General features: G+C 65.8%; 17 protein-coding genes and 1 pseudogene. 9 read left to right on the top strand and 9 right to left on the bottom strand.

The genetic code is table 11. The features are described from left to right. Nucleotides 1-2 precede the first annotated feature (2 nt). From WI26_RS28020 to WI26_RS28010, 3 genes are all read right to left on the bottom strand, one after another. On the bottom strand, nt 3-452 hold the full coding sequence (locus tag WI26_RS28020) for a CBS domain-containing protein (RefSeq protein ID WP_069228016.1): 450 nt from the start codon (nt 450-452) through the stop codon (nt 3-5). Nucleotides 453-513: 61 nt separating this feature from the next. Beyond that, nucleotides 514-1,164: a BON domain-containing protein gene (locus WI26_RS28015; protein WP_069228342.1), complete on the bottom strand. Its 651-nt coding sequence runs from the start codon at nt 1,162-1,164 to the stop codon at nt 514-516. 72 nt (nt 1,165-1,236) lie between these two features. Beyond that, the gene (locus WI26_RS28010) at nt 1,237-1,650 is read right to left on the bottom strand and encodes a hypothetical protein (RefSeq protein WP_069228015.1); all 414 of its coding nucleotides are present in this window, start codon (nt 1,648-1,650) and stop codon (nt 1,237-1,239) included. A 399-nt stretch (nt 1,651-2,049) separates the two neighbouring features. Between WI26_RS28010 and WI26_RS28005 the strand changes: the two genes are divergently transcribed. The 4 genes and pseudogenes from WI26_RS28005 to WI26_RS33165 all read left to right on the top strand — a co-directional run. Then, nucleotides 2,050-2,265 (top strand): hypothetical protein, encoded by a 216-nt coding sequence (locus WI26_RS28005; RefSeq protein WP_012464858.1) that lies wholly within the window; start codon nt 2,050-2,052, stop codon nt 2,263-2,265. Nucleotides 2,266-2,382: 117 nt separating this feature from the next. Then, nucleotides 2,383-2,580 (top strand): hypothetical protein, encoded by a 198-nt coding sequence (locus WI26_RS28000; protein WP_038442345.1) that lies wholly within the window; start codon nt 2,383-2,385, stop codon nt 2,578-2,580. A gap of 162 nt (nt 2,581-2,742) precedes the next feature. Further along, nucleotides 2,743-3,162 (top strand): hypothetical protein, encoded by a 420-nt coding sequence (locus WI26_RS27995; RefSeq protein WP_059540685.1) that lies wholly within the window; start codon nt 2,743-2,745, stop codon nt 3,160-3,162. Nucleotides 3,163-3,353: 191 nt separating this feature from the next. After that, nucleotides 3,354-3,437 (top strand): annotated as a pseudogene (locus tag WI26_RS33165) (GYD family protein); the annotation flags it as partial. Nucleotides 3,438-3,483: 46 nt separating this feature from the next. Here the strand turns inward: WI26_RS33165 and WI26_RS27990 are convergent. Both WI26_RS27990 and WI26_RS27985 read right to left on the bottom strand, forming a co-directional pair. Beyond that, the gene (locus tag WI26_RS27990; protein WP_069228014.1) at nt 3,484-5,817 is read right to left on the bottom strand and encodes an FAD-dependent oxidoreductase; all 2,334 of its coding nucleotides are present in this window, start codon (nt 5,815-5,817) and stop codon (nt 3,484-3,486) included. Beyond that, nucleotides 5,814-6,347 (bottom strand): flavodoxin family protein, encoded by a 534-nt coding sequence (locus tag WI26_RS27985; RefSeq protein ID WP_069228013.1) that lies wholly within the window; start codon nt 6,345-6,347, stop codon nt 5,814-5,816. Before WI26_RS27985 ends, WI26_RS27990 begins: the two co-directional genes overlap by 4 nt. 151 nt (nt 6,348-6,498) lie before the next feature. Between WI26_RS27985 and phaZ the strand changes: the two genes are divergently transcribed. Continuing rightward, entirely contained in the window at nt 6,499-7,713 is a 1,215-nt protein-coding gene (phaZ, locus tag WI26_RS27980) for a polyhydroxyalkanoate depolymerase (protein ID WP_069228341.1), read from the top strand. A gap of 177 nt (nt 7,714-7,890) precedes the next feature. Beyond that, entirely contained in the window at nt 7,891-8,907 is a 1,017-nt protein-coding gene (locus WI26_RS27975; RefSeq protein ID WP_059951745.1) for a Crp/Fnr family transcriptional regulator, read from the top strand. Between the two features lie 18 nt (nt 8,908-8,925). On the opposite strand, the gene WI26_RS27970 is transcribed toward WI26_RS27975, so the two are convergent. Continuing rightward, the gene (locus WI26_RS27970; RefSeq protein WP_236849379.1) at nt 8,926-9,246 is read right to left on the bottom strand and encodes a hypothetical protein; all 321 of its coding nucleotides are present in this window, start codon (nt 9,244-9,246) and stop codon (nt 8,926-8,928) included. Between the two features lie 158 nt (nt 9,247-9,404). Between WI26_RS27970 and WI26_RS27965 the strand changes: the two genes are divergently transcribed. Further along, nucleotides 9,405-10,853, top strand: coding sequence for a PAS domain S-box protein (locus tag WI26_RS27965; protein ID WP_069228011.1), 1,449 nt, complete (start codon nt 9,405-9,407; stop codon nt 10,851-10,853). Nucleotides 10,854-10,881: 28 nt separating this feature from the next. On the opposite strand, the gene ppsA is transcribed toward WI26_RS27965, so the two are convergent. Next, nucleotides 10,882-13,293, bottom strand: coding sequence for a phosphoenolpyruvate synthase (ppsA, locus tag WI26_RS27960; RefSeq protein WP_069228010.1), 2,412 nt, complete (start codon nt 13,291-13,293; stop codon nt 10,882-10,884). A gap of 337 nt (nt 13,294-13,630) precedes the next feature. Then, on the bottom strand, nt 13,631-14,296 hold the full coding sequence (locus tag WI26_RS27955) for a class I SAM-dependent methyltransferase (protein WP_236849378.1): 666 nt from the start codon (nt 14,294-14,296) through the stop codon (nt 13,631-13,633). A gap of 619 nt (nt 14,297-14,915) precedes the next feature. Between WI26_RS27955 and WI26_RS27950 the strand changes: the two genes are divergently transcribed. Both WI26_RS27950 and WI26_RS33280 read left to right on the top strand, forming a co-directional pair. After that, nucleotides 14,916-17,141: a hybrid sensor histidine kinase/response regulator gene (locus WI26_RS27950; RefSeq protein ID WP_069228009.1), complete on the top strand. Its 2,226-nt coding sequence runs from the start codon at nt 14,916-14,918 to the stop codon at nt 17,139-17,141. A 75-nt stretch (nt 17,142-17,216) separates the two neighbouring features. Next, nucleotides 17,217-17,348, top strand: coding sequence for a hypothetical protein (locus tag WI26_RS33280; protein WP_257785620.1), 132 nt, complete (start codon nt 17,217-17,219; stop codon nt 17,346-17,348). Between the two features lie 129 nt (nt 17,349-17,477). Here WI26_RS33280 and WI26_RS27945 read toward each other — a convergent pair whose 3' ends face one another. Beyond that, nucleotides 17,478-17,780: a DUF2934 domain-containing protein gene (locus tag WI26_RS27945; RefSeq protein WP_059540702.1), complete on the bottom strand. Its 303-nt coding sequence runs from the start codon at nt 17,778-17,780 to the stop codon at nt 17,478-17,480. Nucleotides 17,781-17,787 lie beyond the last annotated feature (7 nt).

Here is a 17,787-nt window from a genome sequence, read left to right as displayed (position 1 = left end):
AATCAGCCACGCTGCTTCTCCTCGAAATACGGTTGGCGGGCCGCCACGAGCCGCAACTCGTCGAGCAGCGCCGCGGCCGCGCGCAGCAGATCGTCGAGCGAGACAATGCCGATCAGCTCGCCGTCGCCGCCGACGACCGGCAATCGTCGGACGCCGTGCTGGCGCATCCGCTTCGCAAGCAGCCAGATGTCGTCGTCGGCGTTCGCGATTGCGACAGGCGTCGACATGATGTCACCGACGAACAGCGAGCCGGCTTCCGCATCGGGGCTGACCACCGTCAGCACGATGTCGCGATCGGTCACCATACCGACCGGCACGCATCGCCCCTCCTGTTCGCGCACGACGATCAGATCGCCGGCGTGCGCGTCGCGCATCATTTCCGCCGCCTCGACGACGGTTGCCCGTGCCGAACACATGGCGACATCGCGGGTACAAAGCATCGCGGCATTCATGTTCGTTCTCCCGGCCGGGGCGAGGCGGACGCTCGATCGAGGTCCGCCGCCGCCCGGATCATCATGCAACGGTAAGTTGATCGACTACGTCGCGCACGCCCGGCGCCGACCACGCGGCATCGAAGGCAAGCCGCCGCTCACTCAGCGAGCCCACCTGACCGGTCAACGTCACGCAACCATCCTGGACGGTAATGCCGACGTGTGCAGCCTCTTCCGTTGCATGCCGAATCAAGGCCGCCTGGATCTTGCCGGCGATGTCGGAATGTGTCGGGTGCGGCCGGACATGAATCTCGTTGATGATCCGGGTGACGCCGCGCAGCCGCTCGACAGCCCGCTCCGCCTCCTGCATCTGGTAACTCCACATCACCTCGCCCGACAGCGTCACGCACCCGTTCTCGACCGTCACCTGCACGGCCTGCTCGCCAAGTCCCGCATCCCACTTCAGGAGCGAGCGTGCCGCGATGGCGATGTCCTCGTCCGAGCGACGCTTGCCATCGTCGGTTTGCACCCCGAGTTCCAGCACGATGCCGCGCACGCCTTCGATACGCTCGACGGCCTTGCGCACCGCGACTTTTTCCAGATAGCTGCCGACATGTCCGGTCAACGTCACGATGCGTTCGTGCACTTCCACACCGATGCGCACCGCATTGAATGACGGGTCCCACTCGAGCTCCTGCTCGACGTCCTTCTTCAGCTCGCTGTCGCTTTTCATGACCATCGACTCCTGTCTGCGATCGATGAAAACAACGGTAATTCCCGCTGCACCGCGTGGAATTGATACAGGTCAGCGCGCGGCGTGGTGAGCCATCCCGGCCAATGTCTCCGACGCGATCGCGCGCCACGCAATCGTGACGTCAACATTTTTCCGTTGCCAGACGCGATCGCGTCTGGCGAGTCGCAACACCATCTGACGACCGTCGGCCGACAGGCAGGCGGGCGCCTCGTCGAGCGACGCCGCACCCAGTCGAACGAGGCCGCGATCGACGAGGCAGCGCAGATCGGCGGGATCGCCCTGCTGGCGCCGCGGCTCGCTGGCGAGCACCATCAGGATCGCGATTTCGTGGGGACTCAGCAGCCAGTCGCCATCGGCGTCGACCGGGTGATGCTGGTGATGTGTGGCAGCCGACATGTTCAGCGTCGATGCTTCGGAGCGCGAAATGATCTGACGATTTGACGTGTTCGTAAACGAGGCGAGCATGATGGTTTCCGTATCATGAACGTGAAGACGCAGACGGCACGGAACATGTCGATCGCGGTCGGGATCGACATGCGAGAACGTCAATATTCGCTCCTGCCGGGCAATCGTTGTTGATGCAGGTCATCCGGCCGGCGCGCGATCGAAACGTTCCCCGATTCGTCTGACGCAATGCCGTTGAAACACCGATGCGCATGTCTCGCGAAACCGGGCCGGATTGTTTGTCAGGTCTTCGCGTCGAATTTCACGTCGCCCGGTGCGGCGTCAAAAACGCTCGACCCAATACCGCGAATCGTTTTTCAGTCGTCGAAAAAGCAGACGAATTCGATGCATTGCGTGAAATCAACACGCGACGGACAGCGGGAATCCAACATGAGTCAACGAATGCAATGGAGACCACGCATGAACTGGTACTGCGACGTCGAACGCGAGCTTTCACACATCGAGGGATCCATTCGGCTGCTGGAGCGGACCCGATCCTGCTTCCATACGCAGACATCCGTAACCGACCCCGCGTACTGGCGCGCAAGACTGAATACCGTCAGGCAGACGGCCGAGCGGAACAGCACGCTGCTGCGCCGGACCGACGAGATCCTCGCACGGCTCGAACGGCTTTGATCGCCACATGGGGTTCGAAGATGATCGGTACGGCCGCCGGCTCGACCGTGCCCCGACTTCAACAACCGGATTTCGCGCAAGCGCGCAGCAACGCACCTGCATGGCGCTCTCGACGCCGTGCTCGTGCGCAAGTTGCGTGCGCCATGTGAAGTCCGCCCCTATGCCGACGACGTGGTGTGCATCGAGCAGTCCGACGAAGCCTTCTCGGTCGGCGCGCTCTATCGAGCGTTTTCGCAGATGGACGACGACAAGGCCGTCGCGATACTGGCTGCGGCGCACATGGCACCGATCGGAAACGACGCGGCGCCTTGCTGACGGCACGGGCGGCGGCGCATGCGCGGCCAATGCCGCGACGGCCGATTTCCGGACGGACCCTGACTACCGCGCTTGACTTCCATCAACGTTCGCGCGCGATATCGCTCATAGATTTCAAGGGAACACGCGGAGCTATCCGTTCCGCCACTCCGGACGCCACCCATGCCAAACGAAACCGAAGCTCGCCGCGCCTTGCTCGTGCACCTCGGCAGCATTCTGCGAACGCTCAGTTGCGTGCTCGAATACGAACCGGATGACAGGACGCTCGATTCGCTACTTGCCGCGCAGCCGATGCTCGCGGACATCCCACTGCTGAACCAGGTGTTCGCGCACATGACCGTGCGCGAGTTCACGCGCGCGGTCCTCCACGCGTACTGCCTGTGGCCGCAACTATTGCTCGACGAACCGCTCGACCGCGATGCGCTCGCCGAGCCCGTATGCGCGTGGCTGTTCGCCGACAACCCTGGGGGCTGGACACGGTATGTCGCGTCGCTCGGTGCCGAGATTCCGTGGTTCGGCCAAGGGATGGGACCATCGTGTTCGTCCGGCCGACGTCCGGCACGCACTTCGTCGGTCGCGTGATCGCCGCCCATTCCCGGCTCCTGTGCAGAGCGACACGCCGAGGATTCGCCATGCCCGCCTTTGTCATGCTCACACGCCTGTCGCCGGACGCAGTCAGGAGGCCGTAGAAACTGGCCGAGCTCGAGCATCACGCCGTCCGCCGATTGTAGAAAACGTGCGGTCAGATCGAATGGCTGCACAATTTCGCATTGGTGGGTTCCCAAGACTATCTCGACATTTTCACCGCCCCGGATCTGGACACCGCCTTCGAAATTTCCACCGACATGCGCACACTGGGCCACGCGAGCGTCGAAGTCCTCCTCGCCGTGGAGTGGAAGGCGTTCAAGGCGCTGGTGGCCTCGCTCGACCAGGGTGGCCGGCGGCGCCTCCGAGCGGTTCCGTCGCATCGGATGCGAGCACCCCGAGCGCCGCGGTGCGGCCGAGCTCGAACAGCGTCGCAATCGATGTATCGGAAAAATCGAAGTCGCGCGCGAACGTATCCCGGCCTCCGGCGAGGCGATCCAGCGCGATCCGGAAGACCCGAACGGGCGCACGATTCCCCATCAGCCGTATGTATTCCGGGAGTTGTCGCATGCGCGCCGCCGTTTCGGGATCGAGCCGGCTGGTGATACGTTCGACGAGATCGCGAAAATCGTTCGCGTTTTCCTCGAACCGCAGGTCGTTGCGAACCCGATCGGCGTAGACGATCTCGTCGCGCCGCAACATGACCTCGAGCAGGTTCGACGGTAACGGGCGCGACCCGGAAAACAGATCGACGACGAACACGCGCCCTGCTATCCGCCCGCATCGTTCGATCACGAGATCGAGCGGCGAGTTGCTGATGATGCCGCCATCCCAGTAAGCACGACCATCGATTTGCGTCCATGGCATCGCGGGCGGCAGGCTGCCGCTGGCGAGCAAATGCTCGGGCGTGATGCGATCGACATAGCTGTCGAAGATGCGCCGCTCCCCGCTTTCCACGTCCACGGCTCCGAGCAGCAGGCGCGTGGCGCTGCCCGCCAGGGCATCGAAATCGACATGGCGGCGCAGCAGCGCGAGCATTGGTTGGGTGTCGTAGCAACTCGTCCACCACGGAGCAAGCCCGGGCGGCGGAATCCCGTCAGGCCACCAATGTGGCCGCAGGAAATTCGGAACGCCGAACAGCGCGACGTGCCACGCGAGCAACGCATGTTCCGCATAGGCGCACGATGGAACACCCACCGGACTCCTTATCGACAATTCGCGCCAGAATGCGTCGAGTGCTTCGGCCGCATGCCCGGGATGGCTCGCGGCGATCGCGCCGTTGAACGCGCCGATCGACACGGCCGCGACCACATCCGGACGAACGCCCCGCGCCTCGAGCGCGGCGATCGCGCCGCTTTCGAATGCGCCGAGCGCACCGCCGCCCTGCAGGATCAGGACCGTTTGCGCAGGCAGCTCGCGCAGCCGCAATCCGCCGTGCGTCGCGGCCTCGACTTGCGCGCCGAGATTGACCCGATGGCGGATCGTCTCCTCGGCAGCGGTCATTTCGTCCGCGCGCACACCGATCGAGAACACCGCACGCAGGACATGATGTCTCAGATAGAGCAACGAATACGGAGCATGCGGGAACCGGCCCTGTTCGACGACTTCGGTCGCATCGGCAGCGTTGCCGAGGAAGTTGTACGGCACATCGAATACATTTCCGTAGAAAATCGACACATCGCGATAAGGCAGGCGCGCGCCGCGCATGTTCCTGGCGGCAAGGCGCCCCTGGCGCACCGCGTTGTCCCAATGCTCGATACGCCTCTGCACGCCGAATACAGGATCGCGAAACCGCGCGACGTCGCCGGCGGCGTGGACATCCGGGTCCGACGCTTGCAGGCATTCGTCGACAAGCACGCCATCCGCTGTCGCGATGCCGCTGCCTGCGAGAAACCCGCAGTTCGGCTCGACGCCCACGGCAACCACGACGAGGTCGCATTGGATGACGCAGCCGTCGGCGAGCACGGCGGCCTCGACCGATTGCGTGCCGATGAAGCGCTCCACCGTCGTTCCGGTTCGAACGTCGACACCGTGTGTCGCACACAACCCGGCAAAGTGATCGGACAGTCGAGCGGAATTCAGTTGCGGCAACAGCCGCTCGCAGCGTTCGACAAGCGTGACCTCCAGACCGCGCTCGCGCAGCGTGGCCGCCGCCTCGATACCCGTGAAGCCCCCGCCCAAGACCAGCAGGCGTCGGTGCCGGGCGGCGTTGTCGCGAAGCGCAAGCGCGTCGTCGAGATCGTGAAGGTGACCGATGCCCGCCAGCGTTGCCCCCGGGACCGTCAGGCGTCGCGGCGCCGCACCGGTCGCGATCAGCAGCTTGCCGTACCGTATCGGGGCGCCATCCTCCAGCCTGACGACGTGCGTACCGCAGTCGACCGACGCAACCCTTGCGCCCAGATGCAGGTCGATCCTGCGCATCTCGTAGAACCCTGCCGGGTGGATCGCGATTGCCGCCGGGGCAACGTTTCCCGCGAGGAATTCCTTCGTCAGCGGCTGTCTCTGATACGGAAGCACGTGTTCGCCGCACAGGATCGCGATACGAGCGAACGGATCTTCGCGCCGCAACGCATGCGCGGCGGACACGCCGGCGATGCCGCCGCCGACCAGCACATGATCGTAGTCGCGCTCGCCCCCCGACCGCGCCGTCACGTTGCCTGCTCCGCGCTCGTGTGCCGTTCGCCGGCGGCAAGCCGGCGGGCGATCGACCGCGCAAAACGCGCGAGCTTTCGGGCGGCCAGGCCGCGACCGATATCGCGCCCGGAAATCGCGCAAGTCGCGAGCGGCGCTTGCCGCGCCAGTGCCTGCATCTGCCCGAATGCCGTCAGGTCGCCGCGCCGGCCCATCGTGCAAAAGAATGCGGTCGCGCGCAGTTCGCTCCCGTGCCGCGCCAGCCAGGTCGAAACCGGCGTCGATGCGCGGCCCGCCCAGACCGGCGTGCCTATCACGACCGCATCGTATGCCGACGGCGAACAGATCGTCGGCCGCAGGTCCACGGCACGGTCGCGGATCACGTCCACGAGCGAACGCAGGAAGCCGATGGCCCCCGTCCGCCGCCGATCGTCGGCTTCCCGCAGCCGCTCGCAATCCGCGCCAAGCTCGGCGGCAAGCTGGTGTGCAATCGCCGCCGTCGTTTCACTGCGCGAATAGAAAACGACGAGCATGCGTCGAGATGCGTCCATGTTCGACTCCGTCCGTGTGCATCCGTCCTTGATGCGTAGACCAGCTTATGCACCCGCGATCGGCGCGACACTGATGCAGGTCAACCCGTCGCCGCACGATCCGGCGACAGTAGGTTTGTCCGAATTCCCGGCGGTTTTCCGCCCGTGCGTCATGTGGTATGACCTGATCGAACGACAACGGCAATGGTTGCGGACGTGGAGCGCGGCGGCGCGGTTCACACGCGGTCTTTGGCCCGATGCCGCGGCGTCGTGCTACGCCGACCTGGTTGAACCTCTGCTCGACGTCCAGGCCGACGCACCACGGTTCGCCATCGATTCGGTCGACGTGGACGGCCGTCGCGCCGACGTCGACGAGTCGATCGTCGCGCGCACGCCGTTTTGCACGTTGCGCCGCTTCGCGCGCGCAGGCGCGCGACGCGTGATCCTGCTCTGCGTGCCGCTGGCCGGCCATGCGGCCGTGATGATGCGGGAGACGGTCGAGACCCTGCTTGTCGACGGTGACGTGTGCATCACCGACTGGATCGATGCGCGCGACGTGCCGTGCGACGCGGGCCGATTCGGCCTCGACGAATACGTGTCGATGCTCGACCGCTTCATCGATACCCTGGTGGCCGACGCCCGGCCGATGCACGTCGTCGCGGTGTGCCAGGCGACGTTTCCGTCGCTCGGCGCCATCGCACTGCGCGCGCAACGCGATGTCGCGCTGCCGGCGAGCCTGACGTTGATCGGCGGCCCCCTCGATGCTCGCATCAACCCGAGCGCGCTCGGCACCGCGGCCCGCTCGCACTCGCTCGCCTGGTGTCGCGCCACGCTGATCGATACGGTGCCGCACGGCTTCGCCGGATACGGGCGACAGGTATTTCCCGCCTATCTGCAGCGTGCCGAGATCGCGGTCACCTATCCGCAACGCTACATGGCGCTGGTCGATCGCTATCGGCGCGCGGCGTCGAGCGGCGCCACGGACGAACTCGCAAGCGCACGCCGGGCGCTGCGGGAATACCTGACGCTCCTCGACATGCCCGCCGAGTATTTCCTCGATACGGTCGACATCGTTTTCCAGCGAACGTGCCTGGCGAATGGAACGTGGCACGTTCACGGCCAGCGGGTCGAGCCCGCCGCGTTGCGCTCGATCGTGTTGCTGACCGTCGAAGGCAAGTGCGATGCAGTCACCGGTGCGGGCCAGACGCATGCCGCGCTGGCCATGTGCAGCGGTCTCGCAGCGGATGCGCGGCAACGCGCCGACATCGACGATTGCGATCACTACGGGCTCTTTACCGGCGAGCGCTGGCGCACCGACGTGCACCCCGTACTCCAGGCGGCATTCGCCCGCTCGGAAGACAGCCGGCCGCGCACGGGCATCACGTGACCCTGCCTTCATTCCAATCCGGTACGGTCGAGTGCGCGCCGTCACACGCGGGAATCGTCCGGTCCAGCAGAATCCTGCCGCGAGATCAAGGATCGATGCGCCATTTATGCTATAAATGTGCGCCTGATCCGATCCCCTGTTGCCATCTCGACAGGACTGCGTCGCAGGCTGAACATCGTGCACGACTGGTATGCATTATTCGACGAAGTAAAGAAGCTGGGCAGCTACCACAGCGACGCCCGGCTCGCCGAAGCGCTCGCCCTCACCCGCGCGCAAATCTCGGCATGGCGCACGGGCAAGAGTGACCTGGGCACGCTGTCCAAACTGCGCATCCTGGATGCACTTGGCCACGACGACGTCCGCTCCGCGGTGCTCAGTCTTCTGCCGGAAAAGAACCGCGAGACGCTGATCCAGCAGCACCTCGAACTCGTTGCCCGCGTGGCGCGCGGCACACCGTCGGTTCACTGCGGTCCTGCCGAAAATCACGCATCCGACGCGGCGCCCTCGGCCAACAGGTTGCTGGCGGCCCTGTCGGACGGTGAACTAGACCGGCTCGTACCGCATCTGGTGCCCGTGGAGCTCGCGCTCGGGCAAGTCCTGCACAGGCAGGGCGAAATCCTTAATCAGGTTTATCTGCCCACCACGGCAGCGTGCGTCATTTTCCATTCCACGAAGACCGGCACACCGGTCGGCCTCGCGATGGTGGGCAACGACGGGCTCGTCGGATTGCCCGCGTGTATCGGCGAGCCGCGTGCGTCGAATCGTGTGATCGTACAAGAGGCGGGGTACGCCTACCGGCTCGATGCCGAGGTCGCCAGGCGCGAATTCTCACGTGCGGGCAATTTCCAGCGACTGCTGCTCCGTTACACGCAGGCCCTGCTCGCCCAGATGTCGCAGATCGCCGTGTGCGGACATCATCACTCACCGCTGGAGCAACTCTGCCGTTGGCTTCTGCAAACGCTCGACCGACTGGATTCCGATACCGTCCAGGTCAGCAGGAAAGTGTTTCCGGGCGTCCTCGGGGTCAACGGCGCGCTTGCATCCGGGGAGTTGCGGAGACTGGAGGCTGACGGGGCAATCCGTTATCGCCCCGGCCTGATCACGATACTTGATCGCGCCGCGATCGAGCATCGTGCGTGCGAATGTCATCGCGTCCTCAAGCGAAACGACGCGCGCATGTTCGGCATCAGGTAATACGGTTCTCGACGCCTCTCAGACGTTCGGCGCGCTCGGCTCGGCCGTCCGGACGCGACACGCGAACACGGCGTCGATGATCTGCTGCAGCCTCGCCAGACACCCTTGTGCGTCGTCCGGGGAGTTGAGCTCGAGCGCTTCGAGCACGTTCACCAAACCGGCCAGGAACGCGTCTCCGATCGGGTTCTCGCGACCGCATGCCCGGAGGTATTCGGCCCGCCCGTAAAGCGCGCAAATGAAGTCGATCTGACGCGCCGCAAACGATTCATCGTCCTGCTCGCCAATCTCGAACCGTTCGTGCTCGTGCCCCTGTAGTGCCATGGGCAACCGGAAAGACATATTCATACCGCAGGCCTCGAAAGAGAAGGGACGCTGGCGCGGAGCGCCTATTACGCCCTCCTCTGCCATCCAAACTTTGACAGACGTCACCGGCTCGCCATTTTTCTTCCGTCATGATCCCGGCGTCAAGTATATTTGACACCCGGAGACTCGCGAAGATGATGCATGACAATTCCATCGATGTACTGGTTATCGCCGGGCTGGTCGTCAACGTCGTAACCTGGGCCTGGGTTTTGCGCAGGATGGGCCATGCCGCCACTTCCGATGGTCAGACGAATGCCCTGCGGAACACCTGTGGCGAGCCGATCCCCGCGCCCGACAATCACGATCACGTCGTCTTGTTCAACCCGACGGCCGAGCGCATGGTCGGGCGCAATGCACTGTTCGCGGCCGGCACCGCCATCGCGGCGCACGTGCCGGCGGGCCATCCGGCTGACTTGCACCCGCACCGCCCGACCGCGCAATCAAGAGAACAATCGGGACCGCGTCGCGACATCACGCGACCTGGCTTCCCCACGCCTTGCGACGTCGCCGCAACACGGTGCGGATGCGATGCATCGACCGGGAATGAAGCACGCTCCCGGGCGTTTGTCGAATTCAATCCGGTCGCGACATGGCTGATGCATCACGGCGTCATCGTCTGTGTCAACGACGCCTGTCTCACGCTGCTCGGCGCGGCCGGACCGGCGGAAGTCGTCGGCACTTCATCGTCGGACTGGCTCGATGCGGAAGGCCTGAAAGGCGTGCGCCGTCAGCTGGCCGGCATACCGAGCACGCGGCAAGCGGGCCCGGAGCCAACAGCAGGCAAGGTGAACCGCCGGGATGGACTGACGAGGGACGTCGACGTGATGGTGATCGCATCGGGCCACGTGTGCCGAGCATCGGTTCTGCTGACCTTCCAGGACGTCACGCGGCGCAATGCGACCGAGCGGGAATTGCGGGAATCGCGACACGCGCTGCGCGAACTGGCGCGCACGTTGCAGCGCACCCGCGAGGCCGAACGGACCAGTCTCGCTTCCGAGCTTCACGAAGGGTTCGCGCAACAGATCAATGTCATCAAGATGGAGATTGCCGCGCTGAATGCACGTTATCCGGCCCTGACGAACCGAAACGAATTCGTGAATGCCGCCAATCGGAAGATCGGCGCGCATCTGGACAATCTCGTCGCTCACGTACGGCAAATGACAGCGGAACTCCGGCCACCGATGCTTGACGATCTGGGGCTTGCAGCGACGCTCGAATGGCTCGCGCAGGACTTGTTCTCGCGACATGGCGTGAAGATCGATACCGATGTGGCCGAGACCGGTGTGGACGCGGCGACAGCCTCCGTTCTTTATCGAGTCACACGGGAAGCGCTCGAGCACGCGAGGCTTCGTGTTCCGGTTTCGCGCATTTCCGTGCAGTTGCTGAAATCCGGCGGCTTCGTCAGATTGACGGTACGAGAGGACGGTGCGACCGACGACGCGTTCGTCAGCGGCGAGCGCTCGTCAGCACTCTTTTCAATACGCGAGCAGGTTGCCACGATTGGCGGCGACGCCGACTGGAAGACGCTTCGAAGCGGCGGACAGGAACTCGTCGTGAGTTTGTCGTTGCTCGCTCGTCGATAGCGCGGGTGGCGCCCGCGCATGCGGCGACTCATTCCGGCGACGCACGCTCGCCGGGCGCGGCGTTTTCCGCGGCGGCCACGCGACGCTTGACCGCGATGAAGCTGTCGGGACTGACGGAAATCGAATCGATGCCGCACGCGACGAGAAAATCGGCGAATGCCGGATGATCGCTCGGCGCCTGGCCACAGAGGCCGACTTTCGCCCCCGCGTCGCGGGCCGACTCGATCACGCGGGCGATCATCCACTTCACGGCTTCGTTCTGTTCGTCGAACAACCCGGCCAGTTCCGCCGAATCGCGATCCACACCAAGCGTCAGTTGGGTCAGATCGTTGCTTCCGATCGAGAAGCCGTCGAAGCGCTGCGCAAACCGGCTCGCCAGAATGACGTTCGACGGGATTTCGCACATCACGTAGATCTGCAATCCGTCCTCGCCGCGCTTCAGGCCGTTGGCGGCCAGGACGTCGAGCACGCGGTCCGCCTCGTCGAGCGTCCGGCAGAACGGGATCATCACGACCACGTTCCTGAATCCCATGTCGCTTCGCAGCCGCGCGATCGCCCGGCATTCGAGCGCGAATCCGTCACGGTAGCGCGGCGAATAGTAGCGCGACGCACCGCGAAATCCGAGCATCGGATTCTCTTCCCGCGGCTCGAACTGCGCACCGCCGACCAGATGCGCGTACTCGTTCGTCTTGAAGTCGCTCATGCGGACGATCACCGGCGCCGGATGACAGACCGCCGCGATACGCGCAAGGCCGTGCGCCAGCCGGTCGACGAAATAGTCGGACGGGTCGTCGTACCCCGACGTCAGGGCAGCGATCTCGCGCTTCGCATGCGCATCCGTCAGCGCATCGTAGTGAGCCAGCGCCATCGGGTGAACCTTGATATGGTTGCTGATCACGAACTCCATGCGCGCGAGCCCGATTCCGTCGGCAGGCAGTCGCCACCATCTGAACGCCGCGGCCGGATTCGCGAGGTTCAGCATGACCTTCGTACGCGTGGGCGGCAGGTCGGTCAGGTCGATCGCCTCCACGTGATATTGCGCGATGCCTTCGTACACGAACCCGGCCTCGCCCTCCGCGCACGATACCGTCACTTCCTGCTGATCGTGCAGCACGCGGGTCGCGTTGCCAGTGCCGACGATGGCCGGCAATCCGAGCTCGCGGCTCACGATCGCGGCATGCGACGTGCGGCCGCCATGATCGGTGACGATCGCCGCGGCGCGGCGCATCACCGGCAGCCAGTCGGGATCGGTCGTGTGCGTCACCAGTACCGCGCCGTCGACGAATCGCCCCATGTCGTGCGGACTGTCGATCACGCACACGCTGCCGGCCGCGATCGCCTCGCCGACACTGACGCCGGTGAGCAGCTTGCGGCCGGTCTCGCCCAGTCGGTAGGTCTTGATGGCGCTCGCTTCACGCCGGGACTGCACCGTTTCGGGACGTGCCTGCACGACGAACAGTGCTCCGCTTACGCCGTCCTTTGCCCACTCGATGTCCATCGGCTGGCCGTAGTGCGCTTCGATCGCGCAGGCCCAGTTCGCCAGCGCCAGAATGTCGCGATCCGCCAGCACGAACGTGGCGCGCTCGGCTTTCGAGGTCGGCACGTTGCGGGTCGGCGCATCCTCGTCACGCGCATAGATCAGCTTGCGTGCCTTGCCGCCGAGCGTCTTGCCGATGACGGGCGTGCGCGCCGGATCGCCGAGCAATGGCTTGAACACCTCGTATTCGTCGGGGTCCACGGTGCCCTGCACGACGTTCTCGCCAAGCCCCCACGCCGCGCTGATCAGCACCACCTTGTCGAATCCTGTTTCCGTGTCGAGCGAAAACATCACGCCGGCCGCGCCGAGGTCCGAACGCACCATCCGCTGCACGCCGATCGACAGCGCAACGCGCAGGTGATCGAAGCCCTTTTCCTCGCGGTAGGCAATCGCGCGGTCGGTGAACAGCGACGCGTAGCACCGGCGGCAAGCCGCGAGCAACGCATGCTCGCCGCGCACGTTCAGGTAGGTTTCCTGCTGACCCGCGAAGCTCGCGTCGGGCAGATCCTCGGCGGTCGCGCTCGATCGCACGGCCACATCGACATCCTCTGCGCCGGCCTGCCGGCACAGTTGCCGATACGCGTCCCGGATCGCGTCGGCAACGTCGTCGGGCCAGTCTCCGTGGAGAATCGCGTGCCTGATCGACGCACCGGCCTCGGCCAGCGCAATCTTGCGTGCTCCGAGCGCCTCGAGCGTGCTGCCGATGGCTTGTCTCAATCCGTTTGCATCGATGAATCGCCAGTATGCATCCGCGGTCGACGCGAACCCGGGTGGCACGCTCACGCCCTGCGCGGACAGGTTGCCGATCAATTCGCCCAGAGACGCATTCTTGCCGCCAACGCGTGCCACGTCGCCGCGCCGCAGCTCGTCGAACCAGACGACATGTGCTTTCCCGTGATCCATGACGAGCCCTCCGATGGTCGCGGCCTGGCCGCGTGCGACAGGCGTGGTCCGGCATTGGCCGGCGCCGTCGGTCGAACACGTTCATCGTGGCCCGACGCTTCGGCGTCTCCCGTGACCTGCATCAAGAACGGCGGCCGGCGCGCGGACGGCGCCGCCCTGCGCGTGGCGTCATCCCCGTGGCCGCGCGGCATTGACGCTGAAAGCCGCGAACAAAGCCGGTCTCAAGCCTGCAGGGCCGGGCGCGCCGGCGCGAATATCCGGCTCGGGATGATGGATCGCTTCCTGCACAAGGGCGTCGCGAACGCCTGGGCGATGTCGCGACTGACTGAGCCCCAATTCACCGAAAGAATTTCGAAAGCCACCCCGGCGCCGCCGCACGGTCGAAAGCCACGTGCAATTCCGGACTGAACGAGCCGAATTCGAGCCCATGCTGCGTCGCCAGCAGCGTCAGCGCCTGGCTCGTGTAAAAGGAAATATGTCCGTTGCGCGGCACGCAGTACCACCATTGCTCGATCCCCCGCGCGAGAATCTCCGGCGTGATCAGCGACGTCTGAAACAGCAGTGCGCCGGCCGGCGCCCGGTACCGGATGATGTCGGCGAACAGGCTTCGGGGATCCGGATGATGCTCGAAGACTTCGAACGACAGGATCGCATCGAACTGCCCCAGTGGCGCGACGGGATGGCTGAACGGATCGTACGAGGTCACATCCGTGAACCCGCGCGCGGACAGCTTCTTTTCCAGCAGCCCGAGCCCAGAGCCGAAATCGAGAATGCGGTTCTCGCGCATCGACGGAAAGCTCGTGCAGATCAGGTCGGCGTGCTGCTGCGGACGATGCTCGAGATACTCCGGATCGTGGCGCGCGTAGTCGTCGTTGTACACGTGACGCGCGAAATCATCGTGCGTCCAGTGATCGAAGGCCGGCGTGCACGTGAATCCGCATTGCCTGCACGCGTAGTAATAGATCGGCACGCCGACGAACGGATCGACTTTTTTTCCCGGCAATCATGTCAGCGCCGCACCGCGAGAAGTCGACCACGCCGCAGATGTCCGCGTCGGCACCGCACACCTTGCAGGCGATCGTCGCCGGATGATTGGTCAGATGTTCGATCATGTTGCAGTCCCGTGGTTGGTTTCCAGTACATGCGCCGTCCGCTCGATCACATCGTCCCGCCGCCCCGGCTGCGCCTGCCGAAACATCCTCGCCGACGGATACCACGGCGAATCGTCCCATGCCGCGCACGATACCCGGTTTCCGTCGAGCATTTGTCGAATAGCTTGAATGGCCGGGATCTGAACATTCGGCCGTCGGGCACCGGGCATGGCGCCGCGCCGCCGGACGCGCCGCGGGCTCCGCCGGCCTTCACTCGCCGGCTGCGACGCCGGCTCGGAACGGGCCGTCGAGCCGCCCGCTGCCGCGCCCCACGGATCGCGCATCCGTCCTGCGACCCGCGGCAGAATTTACAAACGCTGCGTCACCCGGCACCGCCCGCGCGCGCCGGGCTTGTAACGCACGGCCGCCGGACCTGCGGGGGCGCGCGGCACGCGGCTTGCTCGCGTCGGCCCGGATATGGCTGCGGCACGGAATTGCCGGCCCGCCAACGCCATTGCCTGGTCGTGAGCTATGAAAACTGCGTCTCCCCTGCTGGAATCGGCACCGTTGCGGGCCGATCACTTCGTCCAGTTCTACGAGTCCGATGCGCAGCTTGTGTCGGAAGTCGCACTGTTCGCGGCCGATGCGCTGCGCGACGGCGGCAGCGCGATCGTGATCGCGCGACCCGACTGCCTCGCGGCGGTGCACGAACGCCTGCGCACACTCGGCGCGGCGATCGGCGACGCGGCCCGCGAGCGCATCTTCATGTCGAGCGCGCAGCCGCTGCTCGACAGCTTCATGGACGGCGACCTCCCCGACCCCGCGCGCTTTCACCGCTCGATCGGCACGATCGTCGAAGCGGCGGTCCGCGCCGGTCGCCCCGTGCATGCGTTCGGCGAAATGGTCGCGCTGCTGTGCGCGCAAGAGCGGTACGCCGGTGCGCTGCGGCTGGAAGCGCTATGGAACGAACTGATCGAGCGACACCGCTTCTCGCTTTACTGCGGCTATCCGGCCAGCGTGTTTCCAGGCGCCGAGCAGTCGGAGACATTCCGACACGTATGCGCGCTGCATCGCCGCATCCTGCCCGCCGCATCGCTGCGCAACGACGAGAACGCGCTGCATCTGACGCTGGCCCTGTCGCAACAGCGCTCGCGCGCGCTGAGCGACGAGATCCGCCGACGCGAAGACGCCGAACAGCAACGCAATGGCGTCCTGATGCACGCGCCATTGCCGATCGCGCTGCTGTCGGGGCCGGCACACCGGATCGTGCTCGCGAATCATCGCTTCGCCGCGCTGTGCGGCCGAGCCGACATCGTCGACCAGCCGCTGACCGCGGTGCTCCCCGGCGGCGATACGCCGGCGATCGTGCGCGCGCTCGAAACTGCTCACGCGCTGGGCCGCTCGACGACGATCGGCGAGCACCACGATCGGCCCGAGCCGGACGGCGCCCGCGTGTACCGGCTGCATTTCAACCCGCAGCCGCTCGCGGACGGGCTCGGCGTGATCGTCAGCGCGGTCGAGGTGACCGAGCACGTCGCCGCGCGCGAGAAACTTGTCGCCGCGAATGCCGAGCGCGACCGGCTGCTCGGCGAATTGCGCGACGCGAATCAGGCGAAGGACCAGTTTCTCGCGGTGCTCGGCCACGAGCTGCGTAATCCGCTGACGCCGATCTCGCTCGCGCTGGAGCTGATTCGCAACCGCGACGGCCACGCGACGCCGAACGAGATCGCGATCATCCAGCGGCAGCTCGATCACATGGTCCGGCTGATCGATGACCTGCTCGACGTGTCGCGCATCACGCGCGGCAAGATCACGCTGAAAAAGGAAGTCGTGCAGCTCACGGACATCGTCGACCGCGCGGTCGAGGTCGCGAGTCCGCTGTTCGAGCAGCGCCGTCACCGCCTGCATGTCGACGCCGATCCCGACGCGCGCTGCCACGGCGATCCGGTGCGCCTGTCGCAGGTCGTCGCGAACCTGCTGACCAACGCGGCGAAATACACGCTGCCGGGCGGCGACATCACGGTGCGCGCCGCCCACGGTGCGGACGGCACCGCGTTCGTCGAGGTATGCGACAACGGCGCCGGCATTCCGCGCGACCGCCTCGACAGCATCTTCGAGCCGTTCTACCGGCTCGACGGCGACGTGAAGCAGGCGCACGGCGGCCTCGGCATCGGGCTCGCGCTCGTGCGCAGCCTCGTGACCCTGCATGGCGGCACGGTTCGCGCGGATAGCGCCGGACCCGGCTGCGGCAGCACGTTTACGATCTCGCTGCCCGAGTACCGGCCGAAAGCCGTGGCGCTGGCTGCTCCGCAGCCGCCGCTCGGCATTCACGACATGGCGCCGGGCCGCACCGGCCGGCGCGTGATGCTGGTCGACGACAACGAGGATGCCGCGTCGACGCTCGCGCAATGGCTGCGCGAGGCCGGTCACGAAGTCGCGGTCGTGCACGACCCCGTGACCGCGCTGGCCGCGTACCGCGCTTACCGTCCCGACGTCGCGATCCTCGACATCGGGCTGCCGGTGATGGACGGCTACGAGCTGCTCAGACGGCTGAAGGCGATCAACGAAGTCACGCCGTGCATCTTTCTCGCGCTGACCGGCTATGGTCGCAACGCGGATCGCGAACGCTGCCTCGCGACCGGGTTTCTGCAGCATTTCGTGAAGCCTGTCGACCCGGCCGCGCTCCACCTCGCGATGAGCCAGCCAACGCCGAGTGGCAATACGCACGACGGCACGGGCGCGCAACCCGGGCGCTGAACGCGGCACGCGTAATGCTCGGAAGCGGCATGCCGGCTGCACGCCGGCGCCCTTCCGACGCAGAGGAAAACGATCATGAACTCGACCCACACGACAAATCCGGCCCCCGACGAAGCTCCGGCCGACACGCCCGACATTCCCCCGCCGCAACGCAACGACGACCTGCCCGACCTGCCGGATCCGACCGAAGTGGGTGAGGACGGCTAGCTGGCCAGTGTGCCAATGACAAGTACCTCGCCCGTCGCCGCGCGGGGGCCTGCGGCGGCGGGCCAGTGCGTGGTGGTGCGCGAATGCGCGCTACGCGGCGTGCGATGCGTCGCGGCATCGGCGCGCGGCTCACCGTTTGCGCCGCCTTTCGTGCGCAACCTCGCCGGGCGGCACAGCACCGGCGTCCTGGAGCGGCTCGCCGGGGATGCGGCGCTTCGCGGATTGCTCGAGCGGCCGCGTCGCGGCAGATCGGGAGCCGTCCTCCGGATTGCCGTCATCGCGGTCGTCCATGCTCGCGGTCGTGCCATCCTCCGCGTCGAGCAACTGTTCGGCTCGCAACCAGTATTCGTCAGCCTTGCCGTCCGGTGCGCCGTCCGCTTCCCACAACCGATAGGCGCGCTCGCGCACCTGCGCTTCCCTTTGTTGGTTCATGTCGCTC

This window comes from Burkholderia diffusa (assembly GCF_001718315.1).
GTDB lineage: Bacteria > Pseudomonadota > Gammaproteobacteria > Burkholderiales > Burkholderiaceae > Burkholderia > Burkholderia diffusa_B.
Note: the sequence above shows the minus strand (reverse complement) of the source record. Positions and strands in the feature narration are given on the sequence as shown.